This is a genomic window from Streptomyces sp. NPDC088812 (genome assembly GCF_044750285.1).
GTDB lineage: Bacteria > Actinomycetota > Actinomycetes > Streptomycetales > Streptomycetaceae > Streptomyces.
The window spans coordinates 192,692-214,791 of the sequence record NZ_JBIVJP010000017.1 but is presented as its reverse complement, the minus strand read 5'-3'; the positions used below and the strand labels follow the sequence as shown (position 1 = coordinate 214,791).

Genomic DNA, 22,100 nt, shown 5'->3' with positions numbered 1-22,100 from the left:
GGCGACGGCAAGTGGTCTGATAAATATGCGGCATGGCGTCCTCGACCCCCGCCCGCGTCACCGCGGTCGACACCCACGACATCCGCTTCCCCACCTCCCGCGAACTCGACGGCTCCGACGCGATGAACCCGGACCCCGACTACTCGGCGGCCTACGTCGTCCTGCGCACCGACGCCCCCGACGGCCACGAGGGACACGGATTCACCTTCACCATCGGCCGGGGCAACGAGGTCCAGGTCGCCGCCGTCGAGGCGTTGCGCCCGCACGTCGTCGGCCGGTCCGTGGACGAGCTGTGCGCCGACCCGGGCACCCTCAGCCGCGCCCTGGTCGGCGACAGCCAACTGCGCTGGCTCGGCCCCGAGAAGGGCGTGATGCACATGGCGATCGGCGCGGTCGTCAACGCCGTCTGGGACCTCGCCGCCAAACGCGCCCGCAAGCCCCTGTGGCGGCTGCTCGCCGACGCCGACCCCGAGTGGCTCGTCGGCCAGGTCGACTTCCGGTACCTCACCGACGCCCTCACCCCCGACGAGGCCCTCGCCCTGCTGCGCCGCGGACGGCAGGGAGCGGCCGAGCGCACCGCACGACTGAAGTCCACCGGCTACCCGGCTTACACCACCTCCGCCGGCTGGCTCGGCTACGACGACGACAAGCTCACCCGCCTCGCCCGCGAGGCCGTCGCCGACGGCTTCCGGCAGATCAAGCTCAAGGTCGGCGCGGACCTCGCGGACGACGTACGGCGCTGCCGCGTCGCCCGGTCCGTCGTCGGCCCCGACATCCGGCTCGCCGTCGACGCCAACCAGCGCTGGGACGTCGGCGAGGCGATCCGCTGGACCCGCGCCCTCGCCGAGTTCGACCCCTACTGGATCGAGGAGCCCACCAGCCCCGACGACATCCTCGGACACGCGGCCGTCCGCGAGGCGGTCGCCCCGGTCAAGGTGGCCACCGGCGAGCACGTCCAGAACCGCGTCGTCTTCAAACAGCTCCTCCAGGCCGGCGCCCTCGACATCCTCCAGCTCGACGCGGCCCGGGTCGGCGGCGTCAACGAGAACCTCGCGATCCTGCTGCTGGCAGCCAAGTTCGGCGTGCCGGTCTGCCCGCACGCGGGCGGCGTCGGACTGTGCGAACTCGTCCAGCACCTGGCGATGTTCGACTACGTCGCGCTCTCCGGCACCACCGAGGACCGCGTGATCGAATACGTCGACCACCTGCACGACCACTTCCTCGACCCCGTGGTGATCAGGGAAGGTCACTACGCGGCACCCACCGCGCCGGGCTTCTCGGCCGCCATGCGGCCCGAGTCGATCGCGCGGTACACGTTCCCCGGCGGCACCTTCTGGGCCGCCGACCTGGCGGCGCACGAGAAGGAGCGGACGGCATGACCGATTTCGAGGGACTCAGGGCCGTGGTGACCGGCGGCGCCTCCGGCATCGGCCGGGCCACCGCCGACCTGCTGGCCGAACGCGGCGCCCGGGTCGCCGTCCTCGACCTGGACCCGACGGGTGTGGGCGAGCCGCTGCGCGGCTACCGCGCCGACGTCACCGACGACCCCTCCGTACGCTCCGCCGTCGCGGCGGCCGTCGCCGACCTCGGCGGCCTGGACGTCCTCGTCAACAACGCCGGCATCGGTGCGCAGGGCACCGTCGAGGACAACGACGACGCCGAGTGGCACCGCGTCCTCGACGTCAATGTCGTCGGCATGGTCCGCACGGCCCGCGCCGCCCTGCCCCACCTGCGCCGCTCCGCGCACGCGGCGATCGTCAACACCTGCTCCATAGCCGCCACCGCCGGCCTGCCGCAGCGCGTGCTCTACAGCGCCACCAAGGGAGCCGTCCTCTCCCTCACCCTCGCCATGGCCGCCGACCACGTCCGCGAGGGCATCCGCGTCAACTGCGTCAACCCGGGCACGGCCGACACCCCGTGGATCGGCCGTCTGCTCGACGCCGCCGACGACCCGGCCGCCGAACGCGCCGCCCTGGAGGCCCGCCAGCCCACCGGCCGCCTGGTCAGCGCCGCCGAGGTGGCGGGCGCCATCGCCTACCTGGCGAGCCCCCTGTCCGGCGCCACCACCGGCACCGCCCTCGCCGTCGACGGAGGTATGCAGGGCCTGCGCCTGCGGCCGGCGGAGCGCCGGTGAACGCCCTCGGCCGCAGCGGCGTCCAGGTCACCCGCCTGGGCCTCGGCACGGCCGGCCTCGGCAACCTCTACACCGAGGTCGGCGACGAGCAGGCCCACGAGGCCGTCGCCGCCGCCTGGCGCCAGGGCGTCCGCTACTTCGACACCGCCCCCCACTACGGCCTCGGCCTGTCCGAACGGCGGCTCGGCGCCGCCCTGCGCGAGCACCCGCGCGCCGCGTACACGGTGTCGACCAAGGTGGGCCGCCGCCTGGAACCGGCCGACGGCACCGGTGACGACCTCGCCGACGGCTTCGCCGTACCCGCCACCGCCCGCCGCGTCTGGGACTTCACCGCCGACGGCATCCGCCGCACCCTGGAGGCGAGCCTGGACCGCCTCGGCCTCGACCGCGTCGACGTCGTCTACCTCCACGACCCCGACGACCACGCCGAGGAGGCCTTCCGCGAGGGCTATCCGGCCCTGGAACGCCTGCGCTCCGAGGGCGTGGTCGGCGCGATCGGCGCCGGTATGAACCAGACGGCGATGCTCACCCGCTTCGTCCGCGACACCGACGTCGACGTGGTGCTGTGCGCGGGCCGGTACACCCTGCTGGAACAGGGCGCGCTCACCTCGCTCCTCCCCGCCGCCGCGGCACGCGGCATCTCGGTGGTGATCGGCGGTCCGTTCAACTCGGGCCTGCTGGCCGACCCGAGAGCGACCGCCACCTACGACTACGCGCAGGCGCCGCGGGAGCTGATCGAGCGGGCCCGGCGGCTGAGCGCCGTCGCCGAACGCCACGGCACCACCCTGAGGGCCGCCGCCCTCTCCTTCTGCGCCGCCCACCCGGCCGTGGCGAGCGTCCTGGTCGGCGCCCGCTCGGCGGCCGAGGCCGACGACTGCGCACGGCGGTTCGCGGCGACGGTCCCGGCCGCCTACTGGCGGGAGCTGCGCCGGACGGGCCTCCTGCCGCCCGACGCGCCCGTCCCCGCCGAGGAGCCGTCATGAGGGCCGCCGTTCCACCCGCCGTTCCACCAGCTGCCCCACCTGCCGTCCCGCCCGCCGTCCCGCCCGCCGTGCGGGAGCCGCGATGACGGTCGACGCGCACCACCACGTCTGGGACCTCTCCGTCCGCGACCAGGACTGGATCGACGGCGACAGCCCGCTCCGGCGCGACTTCGGCCTCGCCGACCTGGCACCCGAGGCCCGCGCCGCGGGCGTCGACCGCACGGTGCTGGTGCAGACGGTCACCGTGGCCGAGGAGACCCCCGAACTCCTCGCCCTGGCCGCCGCGCACGACCTCGTCGCGGGTGTGGTCGGCTGGACGGACCTCACCCGCCCCGACGTGGCCGACGAACTGGCCCGGCTGCGGGAACTCCCCGGCGGCCGCCGGCTCAAGGGCGTCCGCCACCAGGTCCAGTCCGAAGCCGACCCCGACTGGCTGCTGCGCCCGGACGTCCGGCGCGGACTGGCCGCGGTCGCCGACGCGGGCCTCGTCTACGACCTGGTCGTCCTGCCCCACCAGCTCCCGTCCTGCGTCCGGGCCGCCGCCCGCCACCCCGGCCTCACCTTCGTCCTCGACCACCTCGGCAAACCCCCCGTCGCCTCCGGCGCCCGCGAACCGTGGGAGTCGGACCTGCGCGCCCTCGCCGCCCTGCCCAACACGGCCGCCAAGCTCTCCGGCCTGGTCACCGAGGCCGACCCCGCCGGCTGGACGCCCGAGGAACTGCGCCCGTACACCGACGCGGCCCTGGAAGCCTTCGGCGCGCACCGCCTGATGTTCGGCTCCGACTGGCCGGTGTGCACCCTGGCCGCCTCCTACGGCGAGGTCCTCGACGCCGCCCGGACGGTGACCGGCGGACTCGGCGCCGCGGAGCGCACCGAGCTCTTCGGAGCCACCGCCGCCCGCGTCTACGGCCTGTGACCCACCGCCGCCCGCGTCCACGGCTTGTCCACCACCGCCGCCCGCGTCCACGGCTTGTCCGCCACCGCCACCGCCACCGCCACCGCCGCCCGCGTCCACGGCTGCGACCCACCGAGACCCGTGTCTACGGCATGCGACCCACCGCGACCGGTGTCTACGGCCTGTGCGTCACCGTCGTCAGCCGGGTCGGCGGCAGGTACTCCCGCACCACGGTCCGCTCCCAGCACGCGCCCGTCTCCCGCAGCTCCCGCCAGGTCGTGTACCGGTAGCGGAAGAGGCGGGCGCGCACGTAGCGGGGCGGGCGGTCGGGCGGGAAGGGGGAGCGGCGCAGGAGGCGCAGCGTGGCGCGGTCGTTCTCCAGGAGCCGTTCCACGAGCGCGCCGAACCAGGAACCGGCGTAGGCGGGGGAGAGCGCGGCGAACCACATCATCCAGTCCAGCCGCAGGTGGTAGGGGGCGAACTGGCGCGGCCAGCGGCGCGGGTCGCCCGGCTTGCCCCGGAACTCGTACTCCCGCCAGTCGGACTCCTCGCGCGGCACGTCGTCGAGGGTGCCCTCGATCACCACCTCGTGGCGGACACGGCTCACGCTGCCGAACGCGCCGTAGGTGTTGACCAGGTGCAGCGGGTCGAAAGAGCGGTTCATGACCTGGCCGCGGGAGAGCATGTTGAGCACCGGGCGGTGGCTGAGGAACAGCAGGAACGCGGCCACGGCGAGCACCACCACGACGTACCACAGCGGGGCGTCCGGCAGGGACGGCGGCTCGCCGGGCAGGGCGAGCGCGGGCACCGCCAGCACGATGGTGATCCAGTTCAGCCAGGCGAAGTTGCCCGACAGCACCAGCCACAGCTGGGTGAGGACCATCAGGGACGCGGCGGCCGTCGCGACCGGCTGCGGGGCGAACAGCAGGAACGGCACGACCAGCTGGACGACGTGGTTGGCGGCCACCTCCACCCGGTGCAGGGGCCTGGGCAGATGGTGGAAGAACCAGCTCAGCGGGCCCGGCATCGGCTGCGTCTCGTGATGGTGGTCCAGGCAGGTCAGGTTCCGCCAGCAGGGATCCCCCCGCATCTTGATCAGGCCCGCGCCGAACTCGACCCGGAACAGGATCCAGCGCAGCAGGAAGAGCACCACGAACGGCGGAGCCACCTCGTCGTTGCCGAGGAACACCGCGAGGAAGCCGGTCTCCAGCAGCAGCGACTCCCAGCCGAAGCCGTACCAGGTCTGGCCCACGTTGACGATCGACAGGTACAGCGCCCACGGCACCAGCCACAGCAGCATCGCGCCCCACAGCGGCAGGAACCCGTCCAGTCCCGCCAGCAGGACCGCCGACACCGCGCAGCCCGTCCACGCGCAGACCGCGAAGAAACGGTCCGAGTAGCGCCAGTGGAACAGGCTCGGCGCCCGCCGGAACGGCACCCGGGCGGTGAAGCGCGGCACCGGCAGCATCCCCCGCTCACCCATCAGCGGGCGGAACTGCCGGGCCGCTGCCAGGAACGCCACGAGATACACCCCGGCCAGGGCCCGCTGGAAGACCAGCCGGCTCATCCAGTACTCGGGTGCGGTGAACCACTCCACGGCCGTGCGCTCCTCTCACCATTGTCCCGCCGGTCACTGCCCGTGCCCCATGCCCCCGCCCCCGCGACCCGCGCGCTCCGGCGGCCTGCCGCACCCCCTACGCCTTCCCCCGCCCACCGGTCGAAGAATCCGGCAAACCCTGGCAAGGTGGGCGCATGGTTGATCGGGGAGCGAGCGCGCTGTCCCTCCCGGACGACTGGCCCGCCCACCCGGATCCGATCCTGGCGCTCAACCGCATGGGCAGTTTCGACTGGGACCTGGACTCCGGGCTGTTCCACATGGACGCCCGCGCCCACGAGATCTTCGACATCCCTCCGGAGGAGTACGACGGCCGCCCGGAGAGCCTGTCCGTGCGCGTCCCGCCGACGGAGGGTTTCCGTCTGGACGCCCTGGTCGCCCAGGCGATCAAGGACGGCAGCGAGAACTACGGCGCCTACTTCCGCGTCCGGCGCCGCGACGGCAGGCTGTGCTGGACGCACACCCAGGGCTACATCCGGCGCGACGGCACCGGCCGCCCCCGCCGGATCATCGGCATCGTCCGCGACGCCGCCGAGGAGATCCGGGACCTCGCGGCCCGCCGTCAGGAGGCCGCCCTCGACATCGCGCGCCGCGAGCAGACCAACGTCGTCCAGCTCACCACCGCCGCCCTGGCGCACGCCCGCACGGTGCAGGACGTCATCGACGTCCTCAAGGACACCCACGGCCTCACCCACCTCGGCGCGGCCAGCCTCGTCATGGGCCTGGTCGAGGCCGGCCGCGTCCGGCTGATCGCCGAGGGCCCCGAGGGCAGCTTCGTCCCCGGCACCCTGGTGACCCGGATCGACGAGCCGTACCCGATGAGCGAGGTCGTGCGCACGCTCACCCCGCGCTTCATCGAGTCGCCGGACGAGTTCGCCGCCGGCTACCCCGTGCTGTGGCCGCACCTCACCGACCTGCGGATCACCTCGGCCGCCTATCTGCCGCTCATCGTCCAGGCCCGCCCGATCGGCGCCATGGGCCTCCTCTACAACGACCGGCGCGGCTTCACTCCCGAGGAGCGCAACATCCTCGTCGCCCTGGGCAGCAGCATCGCCCAGAGCCTGCAACGGGCCATGTTCTACGAGCAGGAGAAGGACATCGCCCAGGGCCTCCAGCGGGCCATGCTGCCCCGCACCATCCCCGGCGTGCCCGGCGCCGACGTCGCCGTCCGCTACCGCGCCGCCACCATCGGCGGCACCCACGGCCGGGACATCGGCGGCGACTGGTACGACCTCATCCCGCTGCCCGGAGGCCGCGTCGGCGCCGTCATCGGCGACGTCCAGGGCCACGACACGCACGCGGCCGCCGTCATGGGCCAGCTGCGGATCGTCCTGAGGGCCTACGCAGCCGAGGGCCACCCCCCGGCCACCGTGATGGCCCGTGCCTCCGTCTTCCTGCACGAACTCGACACCGACCGCTTCGCCACCTGCCTGTACGCGGAGGCCGACCTGTCCACCGGCGTGGTGCAGGTGGTCCGGGCGGGCCACATCGACCCGCTGGTGCGGGGCACCGACGGCACCTGCCGGCGCGTCACCGTACCCGGCGGGCTGCCGCTCGGCCTGTCCGCCGAGTTCGGCAGCCTCACGTATCCGGTCGCCACCCTCGAACTCGACCCCGGGCAGACCCTGCTGCTGTGCACCGACGGCCTCGTCGAACAGCCCGGCACCGACCTCGACGACGGGATGCGCGCCCTGACCGCGTTCATCGCCGCCGCCCCCGACGACGTCCGCCGGCTCGCCGACCTCCTCATCGACATGGCCGAGGACCGCGGCGGCGACGACGACGTCGCCCTCCTCCTGCTGCGGCGCCGCAGCCCGGACACCCCGCGGACCGGGGGCCGGCTCCAGCAGCACGTCGCCCCCGGTGACCCCGAGGCCCTCACCGGCGCCCGGCACATGATCCGCGCCGCCGTCCGCGCCTGGGGCGCGCGCGACCGCGCCGACGAGATCGAACTGATCGCCGACGAGCTCATCACCAACGCCCTGATGCACACCGAGGGCGCGGCGATCGTCACCGTGCGGGTCCTGAACGGCACCGGCCGCCGGCTGCGCGTCGAGGTCGAGGACTCCTCCAGCGCCCTGCCGCGCCGCCGTGAGGCGGGGGAGTCGGGCGTGTCCGGACGGGGCCTGCTCCTGGTCGACCTGCTCAGCGACGGGTGGGGCGTGGAGGCGCGGGGCGGCGGCAAGTGCGTGTGGTGCGAGTTCGCGGTGGGACGGCGGACCTGAACGGCGGGTGCACCGATGGCACCCTGGACGTATGCCGGAACTGCCCGAGGTCGAAGCGCTCAAGGACTTCCTGGCCGAGCACCTGGTCGGCCACGAGATCGTGCGCGTCCTGCCCGTCGCCGTCAGCGTCCTGAAGACCTACGACCCCCCGCTGAGCGCCGTGGAGGGCCGGGAGGTCACGGCCGTGCGCCGGCACGGCAAGTTCCTCGACCTGGAGACGGCCGGCGGGCTGCACCTCGTCACGCACCTCGCCCGCGCGGGCTGGCTGCACTGGAGGGACCGCCTCCCGGACGGCCCGCCCCGCCCCGGCAAGGGCCCCCTCGCCCTCCGCGTCGCCCTGGAGACCGGCGAGGGCTTCGACCTGACGGAGGCCGGCACCCAGAAGCGTCTCGCCGTCCACCTCGTGCGGGACCCTCGGGACGTGGACGGCGTGGCCCGCCTCGGCCCCGACCCGCTCGCCCCCGACTTCGACGAGGACCGCTTCACCGCCCTCCTCGCGGGGGAACGGCGGCAGCTCAAGGGCGCCCTGCGCGACCAGTCCCTCATCGCGGGCGTCGGCAACGCCTACAGCGACGAGATCCTGCACGCGGCGCGGATGTCCCCCTTCAAACTCGCCGCCTCCCTCACCGCGCCGGAGACCCACACCCTCTACGAGGCCCTGCGCACCACGCTCACGGACGCGGTCGAACGCTCCCGCGGAGTGGCGGCCGGCCACCTGAAGGCGGAGAAGAAGACCGGCCTGCGCGTCCACGGCCGCACCGGCGAACCCTGCCCGGTCTGCGGCGACACCATCCGTGAGGTGTCCTTCAGCGACTCGTCGCTCCAGTACTGCCCGACCTGCCAGACGGGCGGCAAGCCGCTCGCGGACCGCAGGATGTCCAAACTGCTCAAGTAGCCGCAGAGGTGCCCTGGCGTGGGCAAGCAGCCGCAGAGGTGCCCTAGCGTGCGTCCAGCCGCACCAGCAGCTCCCCCAGTTCGGTGCGCACCTCGTACCGGGCGATCTCTTCGGGGTGCAGGGCCGCGCCGCCCCTCATCGTGCTGGGGCGGGCGTCGTGGTGCGGGGCGTTCCAGCTGGTGACCGTCTGCTCGGACCCGTCGCGGCCGACGACGACCAGACGGCAGACGCGGGGGCCGGCGGCGTCCTTGACCTTCAGTTCGACCTGGCTGCCGTACACCTCGTTCGCGGTCGTCACCTGGGCCCACACGCCCGACTTCTCGTCGGTGGCGGTGACCCGGACCGCCTTCTCGCCGCCGGCCGCCACGAGGGCGGTCGCCGGGACGGCGAGGGCGACCACCACCGACGCGGCCACGGCGTACAGCCGCCGCCTCCTGGCGGTCCGGTGCCGGGCCGCGACCTCGCCCAGGAGACGGTCCAGCAGCCGCGGTCCCGGTCCGGCGAAGGGGTGCACCGCGCGCGGGGTCGCCCGGCGGTACAGCATCAGCTGCCGGGTGGTGGCACCGAACTCGGTGACCTGCGTCGTGCACCGAGGACACTCCATGAGGTGGTCCTCGAAACGGAAGGCCTCCGCCTCGTCCAGCACGCCCAGCGCGTACGCGCCGACGTCACGATGCCTCTCCAGGGACCTCATGCCGAAACCTCGTGCCGTTGAGTGCCAGTGGGGTTACTCCTTGCTCCCACCGGTACGCACCCGGCCGGGGATTCACTCAGGCCCGTACCAAATCGTGACCCAGATGTTCGGAGCGGTCGGGCCCGCGGATTGGTCGGATGCGGAAGGGGATTCAGAAGAGGTGGATCGCGAGGTGTCCGAGGGGCAGTCCGAGCTGCCAGGCGGGCGTCCAGACCTTCGGTCCCTCGTCCTCGCCGGCGCCCTGCGCGCCCCCCGGCACCGCGTCGAGGTCGGGGGCGAGCAGCTCGGTCTCCTCCAGCCAGCGCCAGGCCGCCGACGCCAGCTCCAGATCGGGCGCGGGTCTGCCCGACTCGGCGGCCAGGGCGGCCAGCCGGGCCATGCGCTCCGCCACCCAGCTCTGCCACGGCTGGTCGTAGGCGGTCAGCGACAGCCAGGTCTCCAACTGGGTGACGACCCGGATGCCGGGGAGTTCGCCGTCGGTGTCGGAGAGGAAGATGGTCAGGGCCAGGGCATCGCGCCCGGCGCGGAACTCGAAGGACGTCGGCGGCATCAGATCGCCGGTCCGCAGCAGTTCGTCGGCGATGTACTCGGCGTACAACCAGGCCATGGGGACGGTCAGTTCACCGCCGTCGGTGCCGTCCGTGCTCTGATGACCTCTGTGCAGCATCCCTTCCTGCCTTCCTCCGGTGCCTGCGCGTCGCCCGGTGCCGGGACCCTCATCCGGAACACGGATAAGGACACCCGATTACTCAACCGGGGGCGTCGGCAAGGCGCTTTACGGAGGCTTGACTCGATCGTGGGTTTCAGCCCAGGTCGGGCGCGTAACCCGGAAGCACCCGGCGCAGGGCGCGCAGCGCGTAGTACGCGCGGGACTTCACCGTACCCGGCGGAATTCCGAGGGTTTCGGCGGCTTCCGCCACACTCGCCCCTCGGAAATACACCAGCACCAGGACTTCACGGTGTTCCGGCGTGAGGGTCTTCACAGCCTCGCGCACGTCGAGGGTGGCGACCGCCCGTTCGGCGTGGTCGTCGCAGAGGGGCGCGTTCTCCAGCACCGTGTCCCCGACCTCGGCCGGCCGGGCCTGCCGGGCGCGCCGCGCGTCGATCGCCAGCCGCCGGGCGACCGTGAGCAGCCAGGGCCGTACGGAGTCGAAGGCGTCGGCGCGCAGGGCCTCGGGATGCTGCCAGGCGCGCACCAGGGTCTCCTGGACGAGGTCCTCCGCACGCTGGCGGTCGCCGTCGCACAGCCTCAGCAGCAGCGCGTAGAGCGGCCGTCCGTGCTCGCGCTGGAGCGCGGCGAGCTCGTGCTCGGCGGTCGTCGGCCTGGCGGTGAGGAGGGGCGCGGCGGTCATGCGCGTATGGCACCGCAGGGCGGCCGGGAGGGACAGGCCGCGCACACGGGTCTGCGACGGACGGTCGATCGCGTCGGCGAACGGTTCGACGAACGGTCCCGTCCGCCGCGCGAGCCGGTCCCGGCTACGCCGATCGCGCGCATCGCGGCCGGGCGGAGGGAGCGCCGGGGCCGCACGGGTCAGGTCATGAATTAGTAGTGATACGTGCGTAAATATGACGAGCTGTACGAAGTGGGGTGATCCGGTGTTCGCGCGCAGACACCTGGTGGCCGCGGTCCTGACGGCCCTCCTCGCCTCGGCCGCCGCCTGCCGGGCCGACGAACAGGGGCCGGCCGCCCGGCCCGGAGCCCCGGCGGCGTCCACCGGCCACGGCTTCACCCTCGTGGCCACCGGTGAGGTCCTCCCGCACACCTCGGTCATCGACCGGGCACGCTTCGACGCCCGCGGCAGCGGCCATGACTTCCGCCCCCTGCTCGACGGCGCCCGCGCCGACGTCCTGGGCGCGGACCTCGCCCTGTGCCACCTGGAGACCGTCTACGGCGCCGACGGCGCGTACACCGCCCAGCCCCTCTTCAAGTCCCCGCCCGAGATCGCCGACGCCCTCGCCGCCACCGGCTACGACGGCTGCTCCACCGCCTCCGAGCACAGCCTCGACGACGGCGCCGCCGGCATCCGCCGCACCCTGGACGCCCTCGACGGCGCCGGCGTACGGCACGCGGGCACGGCCCGCACCGAGGCCGAGGCGGGCTCCGTCACCCTCCTGCGCGCGGGCCCCGCCGAGGTCGCCCACCTCGCCTACACCCACGGCGCGGCCGGCGGACCGCTCCCCGCGGGGCAGCCCTGGGCCGTCGGCCGCATCGACGAGAAGCGGGTCCTCGCCGACGCCAGGGCCGCCCGCCGGGCGGGCGCCGACGTGGTCGTCGTCTCCCTGCACTGGGGCACCGAGTGGCAGGAGGCACCGGACGGCGTCCAGCTCTCCCTCGCCCGGACCCTCACCGCCTCCCGCACCGACGGCCGCCCCGACATCGACCTCATCCTCGGCACCCACGCCCACGTCCCGCAGCCGTACGAGAAGGTCAACGGCACCTGGGTGGTCTACGGCCTGGGGAACCAGGTCGCCGGCGCGATGGCGGACCGCGGGGGCCGGCCCGACCCGCGCGGCAACCAGTCCAGCCTCGCCCGGTTCACCTTCTCCGCGCCCGCCCGGCCCGGCGGCCGCTGGGAGGTGACACGGGCCGCGTTCGTCCCCTACGCGTTCGACGTCGACGCCGGCCGGGTGATCAGCCTCGACCAGGCCGTCGCCCGGGGAGCCGACGCGCGGGGCCTGCGCGACCGCATCAGGGACGTCGTGCTCAGCCGGGGCGCGGCCGAGGACGGCCTCGTGACGGAGGGGTGATGCAGGGGGTGCGGGAGGTGCGGGAGGTGCGAGGGGTGCGGGGGCGCAGGGTGTGCCGGGGCCCGGGGCGTGCGCTCCCCGAGCCCCGGGGGCGCTACGGCACCACCGTCACCGGCCACCGTCCCGCCTTCACCAGCCGCACCGCCACCGACCCCACGATCCGGTGGCCCGCCTGCTCGGAGGCGCCCACCACCACCGCGTCCGCCTTCAGCTCGTCCGCCGCCCGCACCAGACCGTTGTAGGGGTCGCCGCGGAACGTGTGGAACTCCCAGCGCACGTCGAATATCCCCTTCAGCCGCTCGGCGGAGTCCCGGATCTGCGCCACGATGTCGTCGGCGATCTCGTCGGTCGTGTCCGCGACCGGCGCCCCGAGCACCGCGCCCGCCGCCATCACCGGCTGCACGTACACGACGGCCAGCAGCGCGCGCTGCCGCCGGGCCAGACCGGCGGCGTAGGCCGCGGCGCGCAGGGAGGAGTCCGAGCCGTCCACACCGGCGACGATGACCTTCGGACCGTCCGTGCCCCGTTCGAACGCGGAGGAGTGCTGTTCCGTCACGGCCCCGAGGTTATCCGAACGGTTGTCGGGACGTCCGGGCCCGGCCGGGTCGCAAGGGGTGTCGGGCCCGGCACCCGCCACTGCGCCGGGCGGGTGGATTCGTGAGGCCGCCCCGGTGTCGGCGGGGGCCGCCCGGCGCCCGCCGGGCGACTGATGACTCATGCAGAAGGATCAGATGTTCACGCGCCGTCGGATGCTGCTCGCCGGCTCCGCCGCCGTCGGTACGGCCGGTACGGCCGGGCTGCTGGCGTGGGGAACGGGCGGCGAGCCGGTCCGCACCGCCGCCCCGGCCGCCGGCGCCCCGGCGCACCGCCTCCCGATGAACCCCTCCGCCTACCGCCTCCAGCCGCTCGCCGGACCGCTCCCGCCGGCCGCCGCGCTCCGCCGTCCGCCGGTGCGGCGGGTTCCGCTGCTGCGGATCACCGGCCGCGGCCGGACCATGGTGCTGACCTTCGACGACGGCCCCGACCCCCGCTACACGCCCGGCATCCTCGACACCCTCGCCGAGTACGACGTGCGCGCCATGTTCTTCGTGTGCGGGGAGATGGCCGCGGCGCGCCCCCGTCTGCTGGAGCGGATGGCCGACGAGGGGCACGTCGTCGGCAACCACACCTGGTCCCACCCCCTGCTCACCCGGCTCACCCGGCGTCAGATCCGCCGCGAGATGTCCCGTACCTGCGAGGTCGTCGAGGACCTCTGCGGCGAGCGCCCCCGCTGGTTCCGGGCCCCCTACGGCGCCTGGAACCGCTCGGCGTTCCAGCTCGGGGCCGAACTCGGCATGGAACCGCTGGCCTGGACGGTGGACTCCCTCGACTGGACCACCCCCGGCACCCGCACCATCGTCGACCGGGTGGAGGACGGCGCCGGTCCCGGCGTCGTGGTGCTCTCGCACGACGCCGGGGGCGACCGCACCCAGAGCGTGCGGGCCCTGCGCACCTATCTGCCGCAGCTGCTGGACTCCGGTTACCACATCTCCGTGCCGTACCTGTCCCCCGACTGACGGGTGACGCCGTGTCGGAGGCGGGGTGCCGGGCGGGCCGTCCGCCCGCCCGGCCGGGGCGTGTCAGCGGACCTCGGCCAGGCGGGCGAAGACGACCACGTTCGCCTCGTATCCGTTCACCTTGGAGAAACCGCCGCCGCAGGTGATCACCCGCAGCTCCGCGGCGCCCTTGGAGGCGTAGACCCGGTCACCGGGGAAGCCGCTCTTCGCGAACACCTCGACTCCGTAGATCTCGAAGACGGCCGTCTTCCCGTCCTGACGCACCACCTCGACGTGATGTCCCTTCTTCAGGGCCCCGAGGCCGTAGAAGACGGCGGGGCCCTGATGGTTGTCGACGTGGCCGACGACGACCGCGGTCCCCTTCTCGCCGGGTGTGACCGCGCCGGTGAACCAGCCGGCCAGGTTCGGGTCCTCCGGCGGGGGAGCGCCGACCCAGCCGTCGGTGTCCAGCCCGACCGCCATGACCGGGGCGTCCACCTGGATGGCGGAGATCCGGATCCGGGCGGGCACGCTGTGCGACAGCGGGGCCGGGGCCCCGCCGACGGCGCCCTGGGCGGTGCGGCCGTCCGCGGCCGCCGCCGAGGCGGGCTGCGGCGGACCGATGTCGAACTCCCCCGAACCATTCCGGATGAGCGCGAGACCGGTCAGCAGAACAAGCGCTATCACTCCCCAGGGGGCGCGCTTCCTCGGCCGCACCTCCTCTTCCTCCGCCATCCCGGACAGCCCGTACCCAGCCATTCGCCATCCCCTTTCGACGCGGCCGTCGCCACGTCCCTCCGCGCATACGAGAACGCTAAGTGCCGGAGCGGGAACCGGCGACGGGGCGGCACCGAACGGGTGGCCCCCCGCCCTTGCGTGCGCCATCCGAGTCGCAGCCGACGAAGAATTTCTGACAGTCCGTGACCTGCGGCGATATCGATCACACGGTGTGCGCCCGGCATGTCCCCTCACCAGGACGGACCATTCCCGAAATGCGGGCGCGTGCGGAGCAACTGAGGGTCGTGACGGGAGGCGTTCGCTCGCCGACATGCCGGGGACGGTCCCCGGGGCGCCTTCCGCGGAGGATCACATGAGAAACACACGCGCCCTCGTGGCCGCGGCCACCGCGGCCGCCGTCCTCGGGCTGGCCGCCCCCGTGGCCGTCGCGGACGGCATCCCCAGTCCGGGCAGTCTGAACATCGACACGGGCCTCGCCGGCGTGGGCGGCAACGACGGCGGCCGCCCGGGCAACAACTTCGGCGGCAACGGGAACAACGGAAACGGGAACAACGGGAACGGGAACGGAGGGAATGGGGGGAACGGGGGCGGCGGCGGTGGCAATGGGAACGGGAACGGGAACAACTTCGGGGGGAACGGCAACAACAACTTCGGCGGGAACAACGGGAACGGCAACAACAACTTCGGCAACAACAACTTCGGCAACAACAACGGGAACGGGCCCGGTAACGGCAACAACAACTTCGGCAATAACAACTCCGGCAACAACAACGGGAACGGGCCTGGGAACGGCAACAACTTCGGCGGTAACGGGAACGGCGGCAACGGGAACGGCAACAACAACTTCGGCGGCAACAACGGGAACGGCAACAACGGGAACGGGAACAGGCCCGGGAACGGGAACAACGGAAACAACGGGAACAACGGGAACAACGGGAACGGGCGCGGGAACGGCAACAACGGGAACAACGGGAACAACGGGAACGGAAACGGGGGCCACGGCGGCAACGTCGGCGGCAACGGCAACAACCACTTCGGCCTGGGCCCGAGCAACATCGTCGCGCTGCCCAACGTCGTGGCCCCGGGCGGCCAGCTGACCGTCACGGTCGACGGCTGCCGCAACGGCGGCACCATGAGCTCGGACGCCTTCCGCAGTGCCAACCTGTCGCCGGTCAACAACGCCGGCGGGACGGCGCGGGGCACCACCACGGTGAACAGCAACGCGAGCCCGGGCTCGCACAGCATCACCGTCAACTGCAACGGCCGCACCCTGACGAACCCGGCCGCCTTCACCGTCATCGGCGGCGTCCGCGGCGGTCTGGGCGGCAGCAGCTCCAGCGGTGCCACCCCGGCCGACATCGCCATCGGCGGCGGACTCGTCGCCGCGGCCGTCGTCGGCGGCGGAGTCTTCTGGATGCGGCGCCGCGCCGAACGGCGCCTCTAGCGGCGCCGTCAGGGGCACCCCGTGGGCCGCGCGCGGCACAGGCCTTCGCCCCGGTCCCTCCCGGGATCCGGGGCGAAGGCCTGTCATGCCGCCGGCGTCGGACTCCGGCCCGGGGGGCCTCAGCCCCCGGCGCCCGGGAAGAGGGCCAGGAAGGGTTCGGTGGTCGCGGTGATGCCCCGGCTGTAGGGCGCGTCGAAGTCCCAGATCAGGAAGAGGAGGAAGGCGATCAGCGCCGAGAAGAGCCCCGCCAGGATCAGCTCGCGCATGGTGCGCCGGATCTGGAGGGCGAAGACCATGCCGATGGTGATGACGGCCCCGATGACCAGGCCGAACCACACCACCCCGGGCATCGTGGGATCCATCGAGCCCGCCCGGGAGTTGCGCGCCTGGTCCGCGACGGCCATCTGGTCCAGCAGGGGCTGGTAGGCCTGCGCCTCGAAGTCGGACTGCGGCTGGTAGTCGGTGAGGTCCGCGCGCAGGCGCCCGAGCAGTTCGTCGCCGTGCCGCGTCACCTCCCCCTTGTCGGCCATCACCTTCCACTCGGTGGTGACGACGTGTCCGACATAGGCGTTGACATCCTCCCGAACGCGGTCACGGACGTCGGCCGGGTACACCCGCACCCGCTCCGAGATCTCGTGCAGCGCCTGGGCCTCCGTCTGCACGTGGTCCTGCGCGACGCCACGGGCCTCCCAGACCCCGGCGATGGCCAGGCCCAGGACGATGGCGTACACCACGCCGATCCACATCGTCATGTACTCGATGACGTCAGGGGTCTCCGAGGGGTCCTCGTCCTCCGACGCCGTGCGGTGCCGCACGAGGGTGATGACGACCACCACCGCGCAGGCGGCGAGCATCGCGAGGGTGAGAACAAGCCATTCCGGCAAGAGATGCCTCCAGGGTCGGCGTTAACGCGGCCGCAGCGCGGCGACGGCGACCACCGCGGGCGCGGTGATGAGCAGGACGTAGGTGACCGGCGAGGGGCCGTGGCGGGTGGGCCGCTGGCGCGGCGACGTGTGGTACTCCGGGTAGTGCACGGGAGCCACCGAGGGGCGCGGCGTGGGCTTCGGTGTCGGTGTCGGCTCCGGGGGCGGAGCGGGTGTCGGGGGCGGGGCGGGGGCCGGTGGCACGACGGCCGGGGCCGGCCGCGGCGGTGCGGGAGCGGGGGGACGGGCCGGCCGCGGGGACGGCGAGGGCTTCGCGGGCGGCTTCGGCTTCGGGCTCGGACTCGGGCTCGGCTTCGGGCTCGGGCTCGGCTTCGGGGGAGGCGTCGGTTCCGGTGGGGGCGTCGGCTCGGGCGGAGGCGGAGGGGTCGGCTCGGGCGGAGGCTTCGGCTTGGGCGGGGTGGGCGTCGGAGTCGGGACCGGGCACACCGGTGACGTCGGCCACGGGGGCTTCCCCGCGACCGCGACCGCCTCGGTGCCGTCCGGGCCCGTCGAGGCGTACGCGCAGGCGTCGGCCACGGCCGTACCGGCCGGCGCGGCCGCCAGGAACCAGGCCGCGGTCGTCAGGGCCAACGCCCGGGCGACGAGGGCGGATCGGGTCGTTTCGGGTCCATGCACGACGGAGATCATGGGGCCGGTCGCCCGCGTGCACGCCCGCGCGCGGACATGATTGCCCCGAACGGGTGACGCCCGCTCCCCGGTGGTCCGGCCGGAGCGCGCTCGTGTGTCCGGCCCGCCGTACGCGTGTGCGAGTGCGTCGGCGGTGAGCGGGCCCGGTCACGGACGGCGGAAAGAATTTCGCGCCACGGTTGAACACAACGACCACCGATATGCGTACCCATGGCCGTGCGGCGGCGCAGCAGGGCGCTGCAACACCCTTGTGATGATCGGGGAGTTGTTGACGATGAAGACCTCCTGGCGGAGCGCCGCACTCGCGGCGGGCGCCGTGTCCGTTCTGGCGCTGACGACGGCGTGCGGTCAGGAAAGCGGATCGTCGAACGCGAGCCAGAACGTGGGGGCCACCGCTCAGGCCGGCGTCATCGCGGGCGTGGGCAGCGGCTACGGCGGGGTCGGCGCCGGCACGAGCCCCAGCGCCTCGGCGTCCGCGGGCGCCGCCGGAGCGGCCGCCGGTACGGGCACCGCGGGTGAGCTGTCCGTCTCCGCCAACGCGGAGCTCGGCAAGGTACTCATCGACGCCGACGGTATAACCCTGTACCGCTTCGATGCGGACACCGCGGAACCGCCCAAGTCCAACTGCGACGGCGACTGCGCGACGACCTGGCCGCCCGTGCCCGCCGACGACGCCACGGCGGGCGACGGCATCGACAAGTCGCTGCTCGGGGAGGTCACCCGGTCCGACGGCACCAAGCAGCTGACCGTCGACGGCTGGCCGGTCTACCGCTACGCCAAGGACACCAACGCCGGGGACACCAACGGCCAGGGCGTGGGCGGCAAGTGGTTCGCCCTGGCCCCCGACGGCAAGAAGGCCAAGGTGTCCGACCTGCCCGGGCTGTCCGTCCGCGAGGACCCCAACCTCGGCGAGATCGTCGTCGACAAGAACGGCATGACGGTCTACCGCTTCGTGAAGGACCAGGCGTGGCCCGAACCGGTGACCGAGTGCCTGGGCACCTGCCTGGAGAAGTGGCCGGCCGTCGCCCCGGTCGCCACCGACGACACCGAAGGCGTCCAGAAGAAGGGCCTGATGAGCTTCACCCGGCCCGACGGCATCAAGCAGATGACGGTCAACTGCTCACCGATCTACACCTTCTCCGGTGACAAGGCTCCCGGGGACATCAACGGCCAGGGGGTCGGCGGCACGTGGTACGCCGTGGCCCCCGACGGTGAGCTGGTCGGCGCGCCGGAGCAGTAGGGACCGCCTCCCCAGGGCCGGTCCCCGCACCCTGTCACGGCCCGTCCGACCCCCGGTCCGCCCCCTCCGCGCCGCACGGAGGGGGCGGACCGCTGTGCTGTCGGCGCCGTCCCCGGTCGGGTACTTTGCGTGGGTCCCTGCGGGGAGGGCGACGCGGCACGTGCCGCAGGCAGTGACCGGGAACGGACGGTCAATTTCCGTTTCTGCTCGCCCGTTTGGCGGGCGATCAGTAGCCTCTGGTCGAACACCGGATCGCCTACGCCTTGGAGAGACAGATGGAGCGACCCGCCTGGGCTCCACGGAGCATCGACGTCTCCGTGCCCAGTGTCTCGCGGATCTACGACTACTACCTGGGCGGTTCGCACAACTTCGAGGTCGACCGGGAAGCGGCCCGCAGGGCCATGGAGTTCCTGCCGGGACTCCCCAAGATCATGCAGGCGAACCGGGCGTTCATGCGCCGCGCGGTGCGGTACGCGGCGGGCGAGGGCATCACCCAGTTCCTCGACATCGGGTCGGGCATCCCCACCTTCGGCAACGCCCACGAGGTGGCCCAGGAGGCCAGCCCCGGTGCCCGGATCGTCTACGTCGACCACGACCCGGTCGCCGTCGCGCACAGCCAGGCGGTGCTGGCGGGCAACGAGGACGCGGACGTCGTCGCCGCCGACCTGCGCAAGCCGCGGGAGATCCTGACCAGCCCCCAGGTGGAGCACCTGCTCGACCTGAACCGGCCGGTGGCCCTGCTGCTCGTTGCCATACTGCACTTCGTGGAGGACGAGGACGACCCGTACGCGGCGGTGGCCGAGCTGACCGACGCGCTCGCGCCCGGCAGCCTGCTCGTCCTCACGCACGCCTCGTACGAGGGCATACCGCTGCCGCCCGAGCGGGCCGGCGGCGCGGTGGACGTGTACCAGGACATTCGCAACCCGCTGATCATGCGCTCGCGCGACGACATCGCGCGGTTCTTCGAGGGGTACGAGATGGTGGAACCGGGACTGGTGCCGATGCCGCGCTGGCGGCCGGAGACAGCGCCGGAGGACGAGGATCCGTACGCCTTCTCCGGATTCGCGGGCGTGGGGCGTACTTCGTGATCGCCGAGCCGGACGGGCCGGAGGACAGATTGCGGCGGTTCGCGACGATCTGGAGCCGGGCCGTGTACCCGGTGACCTCGACGTCGCTGACCCGGCCGGAGTTCGAGGAGCAACTGCTGCCACTGGCCCGGCGGTTGAGCGAGGCACTGCGCGCCAGGACGTTCGAGGCAGAGACCGCGAAGGCGATCGGCGCCGCGCTGGTCGACGCGCACTGCACCGACCCGGAGGCACTCGCCCACAGTCTGGACTGCGTGGACGCCTACCTGGTGCTGTACTGCGGCGGGGACGGCCCCCAGGAGGACCTGCGCACGCGCTGCTCCCGGCTCCAGCACGCCATGGCCGCCGGGTTCGCGCAGGCACTGCGGGAGCGCACCCTGGCCGAGCAGGAGGCCATCGCCCGGGCGGCGCTCCAGGCGCAGGGCGTGGTGGCGCAGGCGCTGCACGCCAGCGAGGCCCGCTTCCGCGCCGTCTTCGAGGGCGCCGCCATAGGGATCGGCATCGCCGACCTGGACGGCAACGTCCTCCAGGTCAACGGGGCGATGCTGCGCATGTTCGGCGGCGGCGAGCAGTCGCTGCGCGGCCGCAACGTCCGCGCGTGGACGCACGCCGAGGACGCGCCCCAGGTCTGGCGGCTCTACGAGGAACTGGTGCGCGGCGAACGCGAGCACTACCACGTGGAGAAGGCGTTCTACCGCCCCGACGGAACGGTCCTGTGGACCAACCTGACGGTCTCCCTGCTGCGCGACGCGGACGGCGACCCCCAGTACCAGCTGGCGCTCATGGAGGACACCACCGAGCGCCGCCTGCTCAACCTGCGGCTGCGCTACGAGGCCACCCACGACGCGCTCACCGGCCTGCCCAACCGCACCCTGTTCTTCGAACGCCTGGAGAAGGCGCTGGCCGCCGGGGAGGGCCAGCGCTTCGGCCTGTGCTACCTGGACCTGGACGGTTTCAAGACCATCAACGACAGCCTCGGCCACGCGGCCGGCGACCGGCTGCTCGTCGAGGTCGCCGACCGGCTCCAGTCCTGCGCGACCGCGCCGGGCGAGATGGTCGCCCGGCTCGGCGGCGACGAGTTCGTGGCGCTGACCACCGGCCCCGACACCCGCCGTGAGGTCGACGAGCTCGCCGCGCGCATCATGCACGTCCTGGTGGCGCCCGTGCGCATCGACGGCCGGGAACTGACCGTGCGCGGCAGCATCGGCATCGTGGAGGGCCCGGCGGGGGAGCGCAGCCCCGCCGAGGTGCTGCGCAGCGCCGACATCACCATGTACCGGGCCAAGTCGGCGGGGGGCAACCGCTTCGAGCTCGCCGACCCCGAGGCCGACGCCCGCGCGATCACCCGGCACGGTCTGACCACCTCCCTCCCGGTCGCCCTGGAGCGGGGCGAGTTCTTCATCGAGTACCAGCCCCTGGTCCACCTCGGGGACAGCAGCGTGCGCGGCGCGGAGGCCCTGGTGCGCTGGCTGCACCCGCAGCACGGCGTGCTCGGCCCCGACCGGTTCATCCCGCTCGCCGAGCACACCGGGCTGATCGTGCCGCTGGGCCGCTGGGTCCTGGAGCAGTCGGTGCGCCAGGCCCGCGCGTGGCGCGAACGCAACGGGGACACCAGCTCCCTGCGCATCAACGTCAACCTCTCCCCGTGCCAGCTCACCCACCCCGGACTGGTGCAGGACACCGTCGACATCCTGGAGCGCGCGGGCGTCGAGCCCGAGGCCCTGTGCCTGGAGGTCACCGAGTCCGCCCTGATCGGCGCCGACGACGATCTGCTCAAGCCGCTGCGCCGGCTCGCCGAGATGGGCGTCGACATCGCCCTGGACGACTTCGGCACCGGCTACTCCAACCTCGCCAACCTGCGCCGGCTGCCGGTGAGCGTGCTCAAACTGGACCGGTCCTTCACCCAGAGCATGCAGCAGTTCCCGGCCGACCCCGTCGACCTCAAGATCGTCGAGGGGATCGTCTCCCTGGCGCACAGCCTGGACCTCGCGGTGACCGTCGAGGGCGTGGAGACCGGAGCCCAGGCCGAACAGCTGCGGATACTGGGCTGCGACACCGCCCAGGGCTGGTACTACGCCCGCCCGGGCCCGCCCGAGCGGCTGCACGACCTGGCCCTGGTGGACGCCACGGGGTGATGCCGGGGCGCCGGGGCCCGCAGGACCCCCGGGGTTCCCCTCGGCAAGGCGGCCCGACGCCCGCTCGCCCGGCCGCAGCGGCTCGGCGGGTGGCCCAGGCCGCGCACCGCGGCGGGCGGCGCGTCCGTGCTCCGTGCCAGCCGCACCGCCGCGGCGGGTGGCG

At 73.3% G+C, this 22,100-nt stretch carries 19 protein-coding genes and 1 pseudogene; 12 read left to right on the top strand and 8 right to left on the bottom strand.

What is annotated here, in order from left to right; translation table 11 throughout:
• Positions 1-32: 32 nt before the first annotated feature.
• The 4 genes from ACIP67_RS28200 to ACIP67_RS28185 all read left to right on the top strand — a co-directional run bounded on the left by ACIP67_RS28200 (position 33) and on the right by ACIP67_RS28185 (position 4,033).
• Positions 33-1,379, top strand: a complete 1,347-nt coding sequence (locus tag ACIP67_RS28200; RefSeq protein ID WP_401695648.1) for an L-fuconate dehydratase — start codon at positions 33-35, stop codon at positions 1,377-1,379.
• On the top strand, positions 1,376-2,134 hold the full coding sequence (locus tag ACIP67_RS28195) for an SDR family NAD(P)-dependent oxidoreductase (protein ID WP_401695647.1): 759 nt from the start codon (positions 1,376-1,378) through the stop codon (positions 2,132-2,134). Before ACIP67_RS28200 ends, ACIP67_RS28195 begins: the two co-directional genes overlap by 4 nt.
• Positions 2,131-3,117, top strand: coding sequence for an aldo/keto reductase (locus ACIP67_RS28190; RefSeq protein WP_401695646.1), 987 nt, complete (start codon positions 2,131-2,133; stop codon positions 3,115-3,117). Before ACIP67_RS28195 ends, ACIP67_RS28190 begins: the two co-directional genes overlap by 4 nt.
• A gap of 82 nt (positions 3,118-3,199) precedes the next feature.
• Positions 3,200-4,033: an amidohydrolase family protein gene (locus ACIP67_RS28185; RefSeq protein ID WP_401695645.1), complete on the top strand. Its 834-nt coding sequence runs from the start codon at positions 3,200-3,202 to the stop codon at positions 4,031-4,033.
• A gap of 154 nt (positions 4,034-4,187) precedes the next feature.
• Here ACIP67_RS28185 and ACIP67_RS28180 read toward each other — a convergent pair whose 3' ends face one another.
• Entirely contained in the window at positions 4,188-5,609 is a 1,422-nt protein-coding gene (locus ACIP67_RS28180) for a lipase maturation factor family protein (RefSeq protein WP_401695644.1), read from the bottom strand.
• 155 nt (positions 5,610-5,764) lie between these two features.
• On the opposite strand from ACIP67_RS28180, the gene ACIP67_RS28175 reads away from it, so the two are divergent.
• Both ACIP67_RS28175 and ACIP67_RS28170 read left to right on the top strand, forming a co-directional pair.
• Entirely contained in the window at positions 5,765-7,852 is a 2,088-nt protein-coding gene (locus tag ACIP67_RS28175) for a SpoIIE family protein phosphatase (RefSeq protein WP_401695643.1), read from the top strand.
• A gap of 31 nt (positions 7,853-7,883) precedes the next feature.
• Positions 7,884-8,747: an Fpg/Nei family DNA glycosylase gene (locus tag ACIP67_RS28170; RefSeq protein ID WP_401695642.1), complete on the top strand. Its 864-nt coding sequence runs from the start codon at positions 7,884-7,886 to the stop codon at positions 8,745-8,747.
• A 43-nt stretch (positions 8,748-8,790) separates the two neighbouring features.
• On the opposite strand, the gene ACIP67_RS28165 is transcribed toward ACIP67_RS28170, so the two are convergent.
• The 3 genes from ACIP67_RS28165 to ACIP67_RS28155 form a co-directional block, all read right to left on the bottom strand.
• Positions 8,791-9,441 carry a zf-HC2 domain-containing protein gene (locus ACIP67_RS28165; RefSeq protein WP_401695641.1) on the bottom strand — a complete coding sequence of 217 codons (651 nt, stop codon included), beginning with the start codon at positions 9,439-9,441 and terminating at the stop codon, positions 8,791-8,793.
• A 151-nt stretch (positions 9,442-9,592) separates the two neighbouring features.
• Positions 9,593-10,108 carry a hypothetical protein gene (locus ACIP67_RS28160; protein WP_401695640.1) on the bottom strand — a complete coding sequence of 172 codons (516 nt, stop codon included), beginning with the start codon at positions 10,106-10,108 and terminating at the stop codon, positions 9,593-9,595.
• A 136-nt stretch (positions 10,109-10,244) separates the two neighbouring features.
• Positions 10,245-10,793: a sigma-70 family RNA polymerase sigma factor gene (locus ACIP67_RS28155; RefSeq protein WP_401695639.1), complete on the bottom strand. Its 549-nt coding sequence runs from the start codon at positions 10,791-10,793 to the stop codon at positions 10,245-10,247.
• A gap of 244 nt (positions 10,794-11,037) precedes the next feature.
• Here ACIP67_RS28155 and ACIP67_RS28150 point away from each other — a divergent pair, with 244 nt between their 5' ends.
• Complete coding sequence (locus tag ACIP67_RS28150) at positions 11,038-12,189, top strand: CapA family protein (RefSeq protein ID WP_401695675.1); 1,152 nt, start codon at positions 11,038-11,040, stop codon at positions 12,187-12,189.
• Positions 12,190-12,283: 94 nt separating this feature from the next.
• Here ACIP67_RS28150 and ACIP67_RS28145 read toward each other — a convergent pair whose 3' ends face one another.
• Positions 12,284-12,745, bottom strand: coding sequence for a universal stress protein (locus ACIP67_RS28145; RefSeq protein WP_389517637.1), 462 nt, complete (start codon positions 12,743-12,745; stop codon positions 12,284-12,286).
• A gap of 160 nt (positions 12,746-12,905) precedes the next feature.
• On the opposite strand from ACIP67_RS28145, the gene ACIP67_RS28140 reads away from it, so the two are divergent.
• The gene (locus ACIP67_RS28140; RefSeq protein ID WP_401695638.1) at positions 12,906-13,745 is read left to right on the top strand and encodes a polysaccharide deacetylase family protein; all 840 of its coding nucleotides are present in this window, start codon (positions 12,906-12,908) and stop codon (positions 13,743-13,745) included.
• Positions 13,746-13,808: 63 nt separating this feature from the next.
• On the opposite strand, the gene ACIP67_RS28135 is transcribed toward ACIP67_RS28140, so the two are convergent.
• The gene (locus tag ACIP67_RS28135) at positions 13,809-14,483 is read right to left on the bottom strand and encodes a class F sortase (RefSeq protein WP_401695637.1); all 675 of its coding nucleotides are present in this window, start codon (positions 14,481-14,483) and stop codon (positions 13,809-13,811) included.
• A 1,021-nt stretch (positions 14,484-15,504) separates the two neighbouring features.
• Between ACIP67_RS28135 and ACIP67_RS28130 the strand changes: the two are divergent.
• A pseudogene (locus ACIP67_RS28130) lies at positions 15,505-15,906 on the top strand (hypothetical protein); the annotation flags it as partial.
• A gap of 119 nt (positions 15,907-16,025) precedes the next feature.
• Here ACIP67_RS28130 and ACIP67_RS28125 read toward each other — a convergent pair.
• A complete protein-coding gene (locus ACIP67_RS28125) occupies positions 16,026-16,790 on the bottom strand; it encodes a hypothetical protein (protein ID WP_401695636.1) in 765 nt (254 codons plus the stop codon).
• Positions 16,791-16,811: 21 nt separating this feature from the next.
• Complete coding sequence (locus tag ACIP67_RS28120; RefSeq protein ID WP_401695635.1) at positions 16,812-16,940, bottom strand: hypothetical protein; 129 nt, start codon at positions 16,938-16,940, stop codon at positions 16,812-16,814.
• A gap of 811 nt (positions 16,941-17,751) precedes the next feature.
• Between ACIP67_RS28120 and ACIP67_RS28115 the strand changes: the two genes are divergently transcribed.
• The 3 genes from ACIP67_RS28115 (at position 17,752) to ACIP67_RS28105 (ending at position 21,937) form a co-directional block, all read left to right on the top strand.
• A complete protein-coding gene (locus ACIP67_RS28115) occupies positions 17,752-18,717 on the top strand; it encodes an SCO0930 family lipoprotein (RefSeq protein WP_401695634.1) in 966 nt (321 codons plus the stop codon).
• Positions 18,718-18,992: 275 nt separating this feature from the next.
• Positions 18,993-19,805, top strand: coding sequence for an SAM-dependent methyltransferase (locus tag ACIP67_RS28110; protein ID WP_401695633.1), 813 nt, complete (start codon positions 18,993-18,995; stop codon positions 19,803-19,805).
• A complete protein-coding gene (locus ACIP67_RS28105) occupies positions 19,802-21,937 on the top strand; it encodes a putative bifunctional diguanylate cyclase/phosphodiesterase (RefSeq protein ID WP_401695632.1) in 2,136 nt (711 codons plus the stop codon). Before ACIP67_RS28110 ends, ACIP67_RS28105 begins: the two co-directional genes overlap by 4 nt.
• Positions 21,938-22,100 lie beyond the last annotated feature (163 nt).

Coding starts and splice junctions, on each gene's coding strand:
- ACIP67_RS28200 (WP_401695648.1), top strand. CDS start 33: ATGGCGTCCTCGACCCCCGCCCGCGTCACCGCGGTCGACACCCACGAC.
- ACIP67_RS28195 (WP_401695647.1), top strand. CDS start 1,376: ATGACCGATTTCGAGGGACTCAGGGCCGTGGTGACCGGCGGCGCCTCC.
- ACIP67_RS28185 (WP_401695645.1), top strand. CDS start 3,200: ATGACGGTCGACGCGCACCACCACGTCTGGGACCTCTCCGTCCGCGAC.
- ACIP67_RS28175 (WP_401695643.1), top strand. CDS start 5,765: ATGGTTGATCGGGGAGCGAGCGCGCTGTCCCTCCCGGACGACTGGCCC.
- ACIP67_RS28170 (WP_401695642.1), top strand. CDS start 7,884: ATGCCGGAACTGCCCGAGGTCGAAGCGCTCAAGGACTTCCTGGCCGAG.
- ACIP67_RS28165 (WP_401695641.1), bottom strand. CDS start 9,441: ATGAGGTCCCTGGAGAGGCATCGTGACGTCGGCGCGTACGCGCTGGGC.
- ACIP67_RS28160 (WP_401695640.1), bottom strand. CDS start 10,108: ATGCTGCACAGAGGTCATCAGAGCACGGACGGCACCGACGGCGGTGAA.
- ACIP67_RS28155 (WP_401695639.1), bottom strand. CDS start 10,793: ATGACCGCCGCGCCCCTCCTCACCGCCAGGCCGACGACCGCCGAGCAC.
- ACIP67_RS28140 (WP_401695638.1), top strand. CDS start 12,906: ATGCAGAAGGATCAGATGTTCACGCGCCGTCGGATGCTGCTCGCCGGC.
- ACIP67_RS28135 (WP_401695637.1), bottom strand. CDS start 14,483: ATGGCTGGGTACGGGCTGTCCGGGATGGCGGAGGAAGAGGAGGTGCGG.
- ACIP67_RS28115 (WP_401695634.1), top strand. CDS start 17,752: ATGAAGACCTCCTGGCGGAGCGCCGCACTCGCGGCGGGCGCCGTGTCC.
- ACIP67_RS28110 (WP_401695633.1), top strand. CDS start 18,993: ATGGAGCGACCCGCCTGGGCTCCACGGAGCATCGACGTCTCCGTGCCC.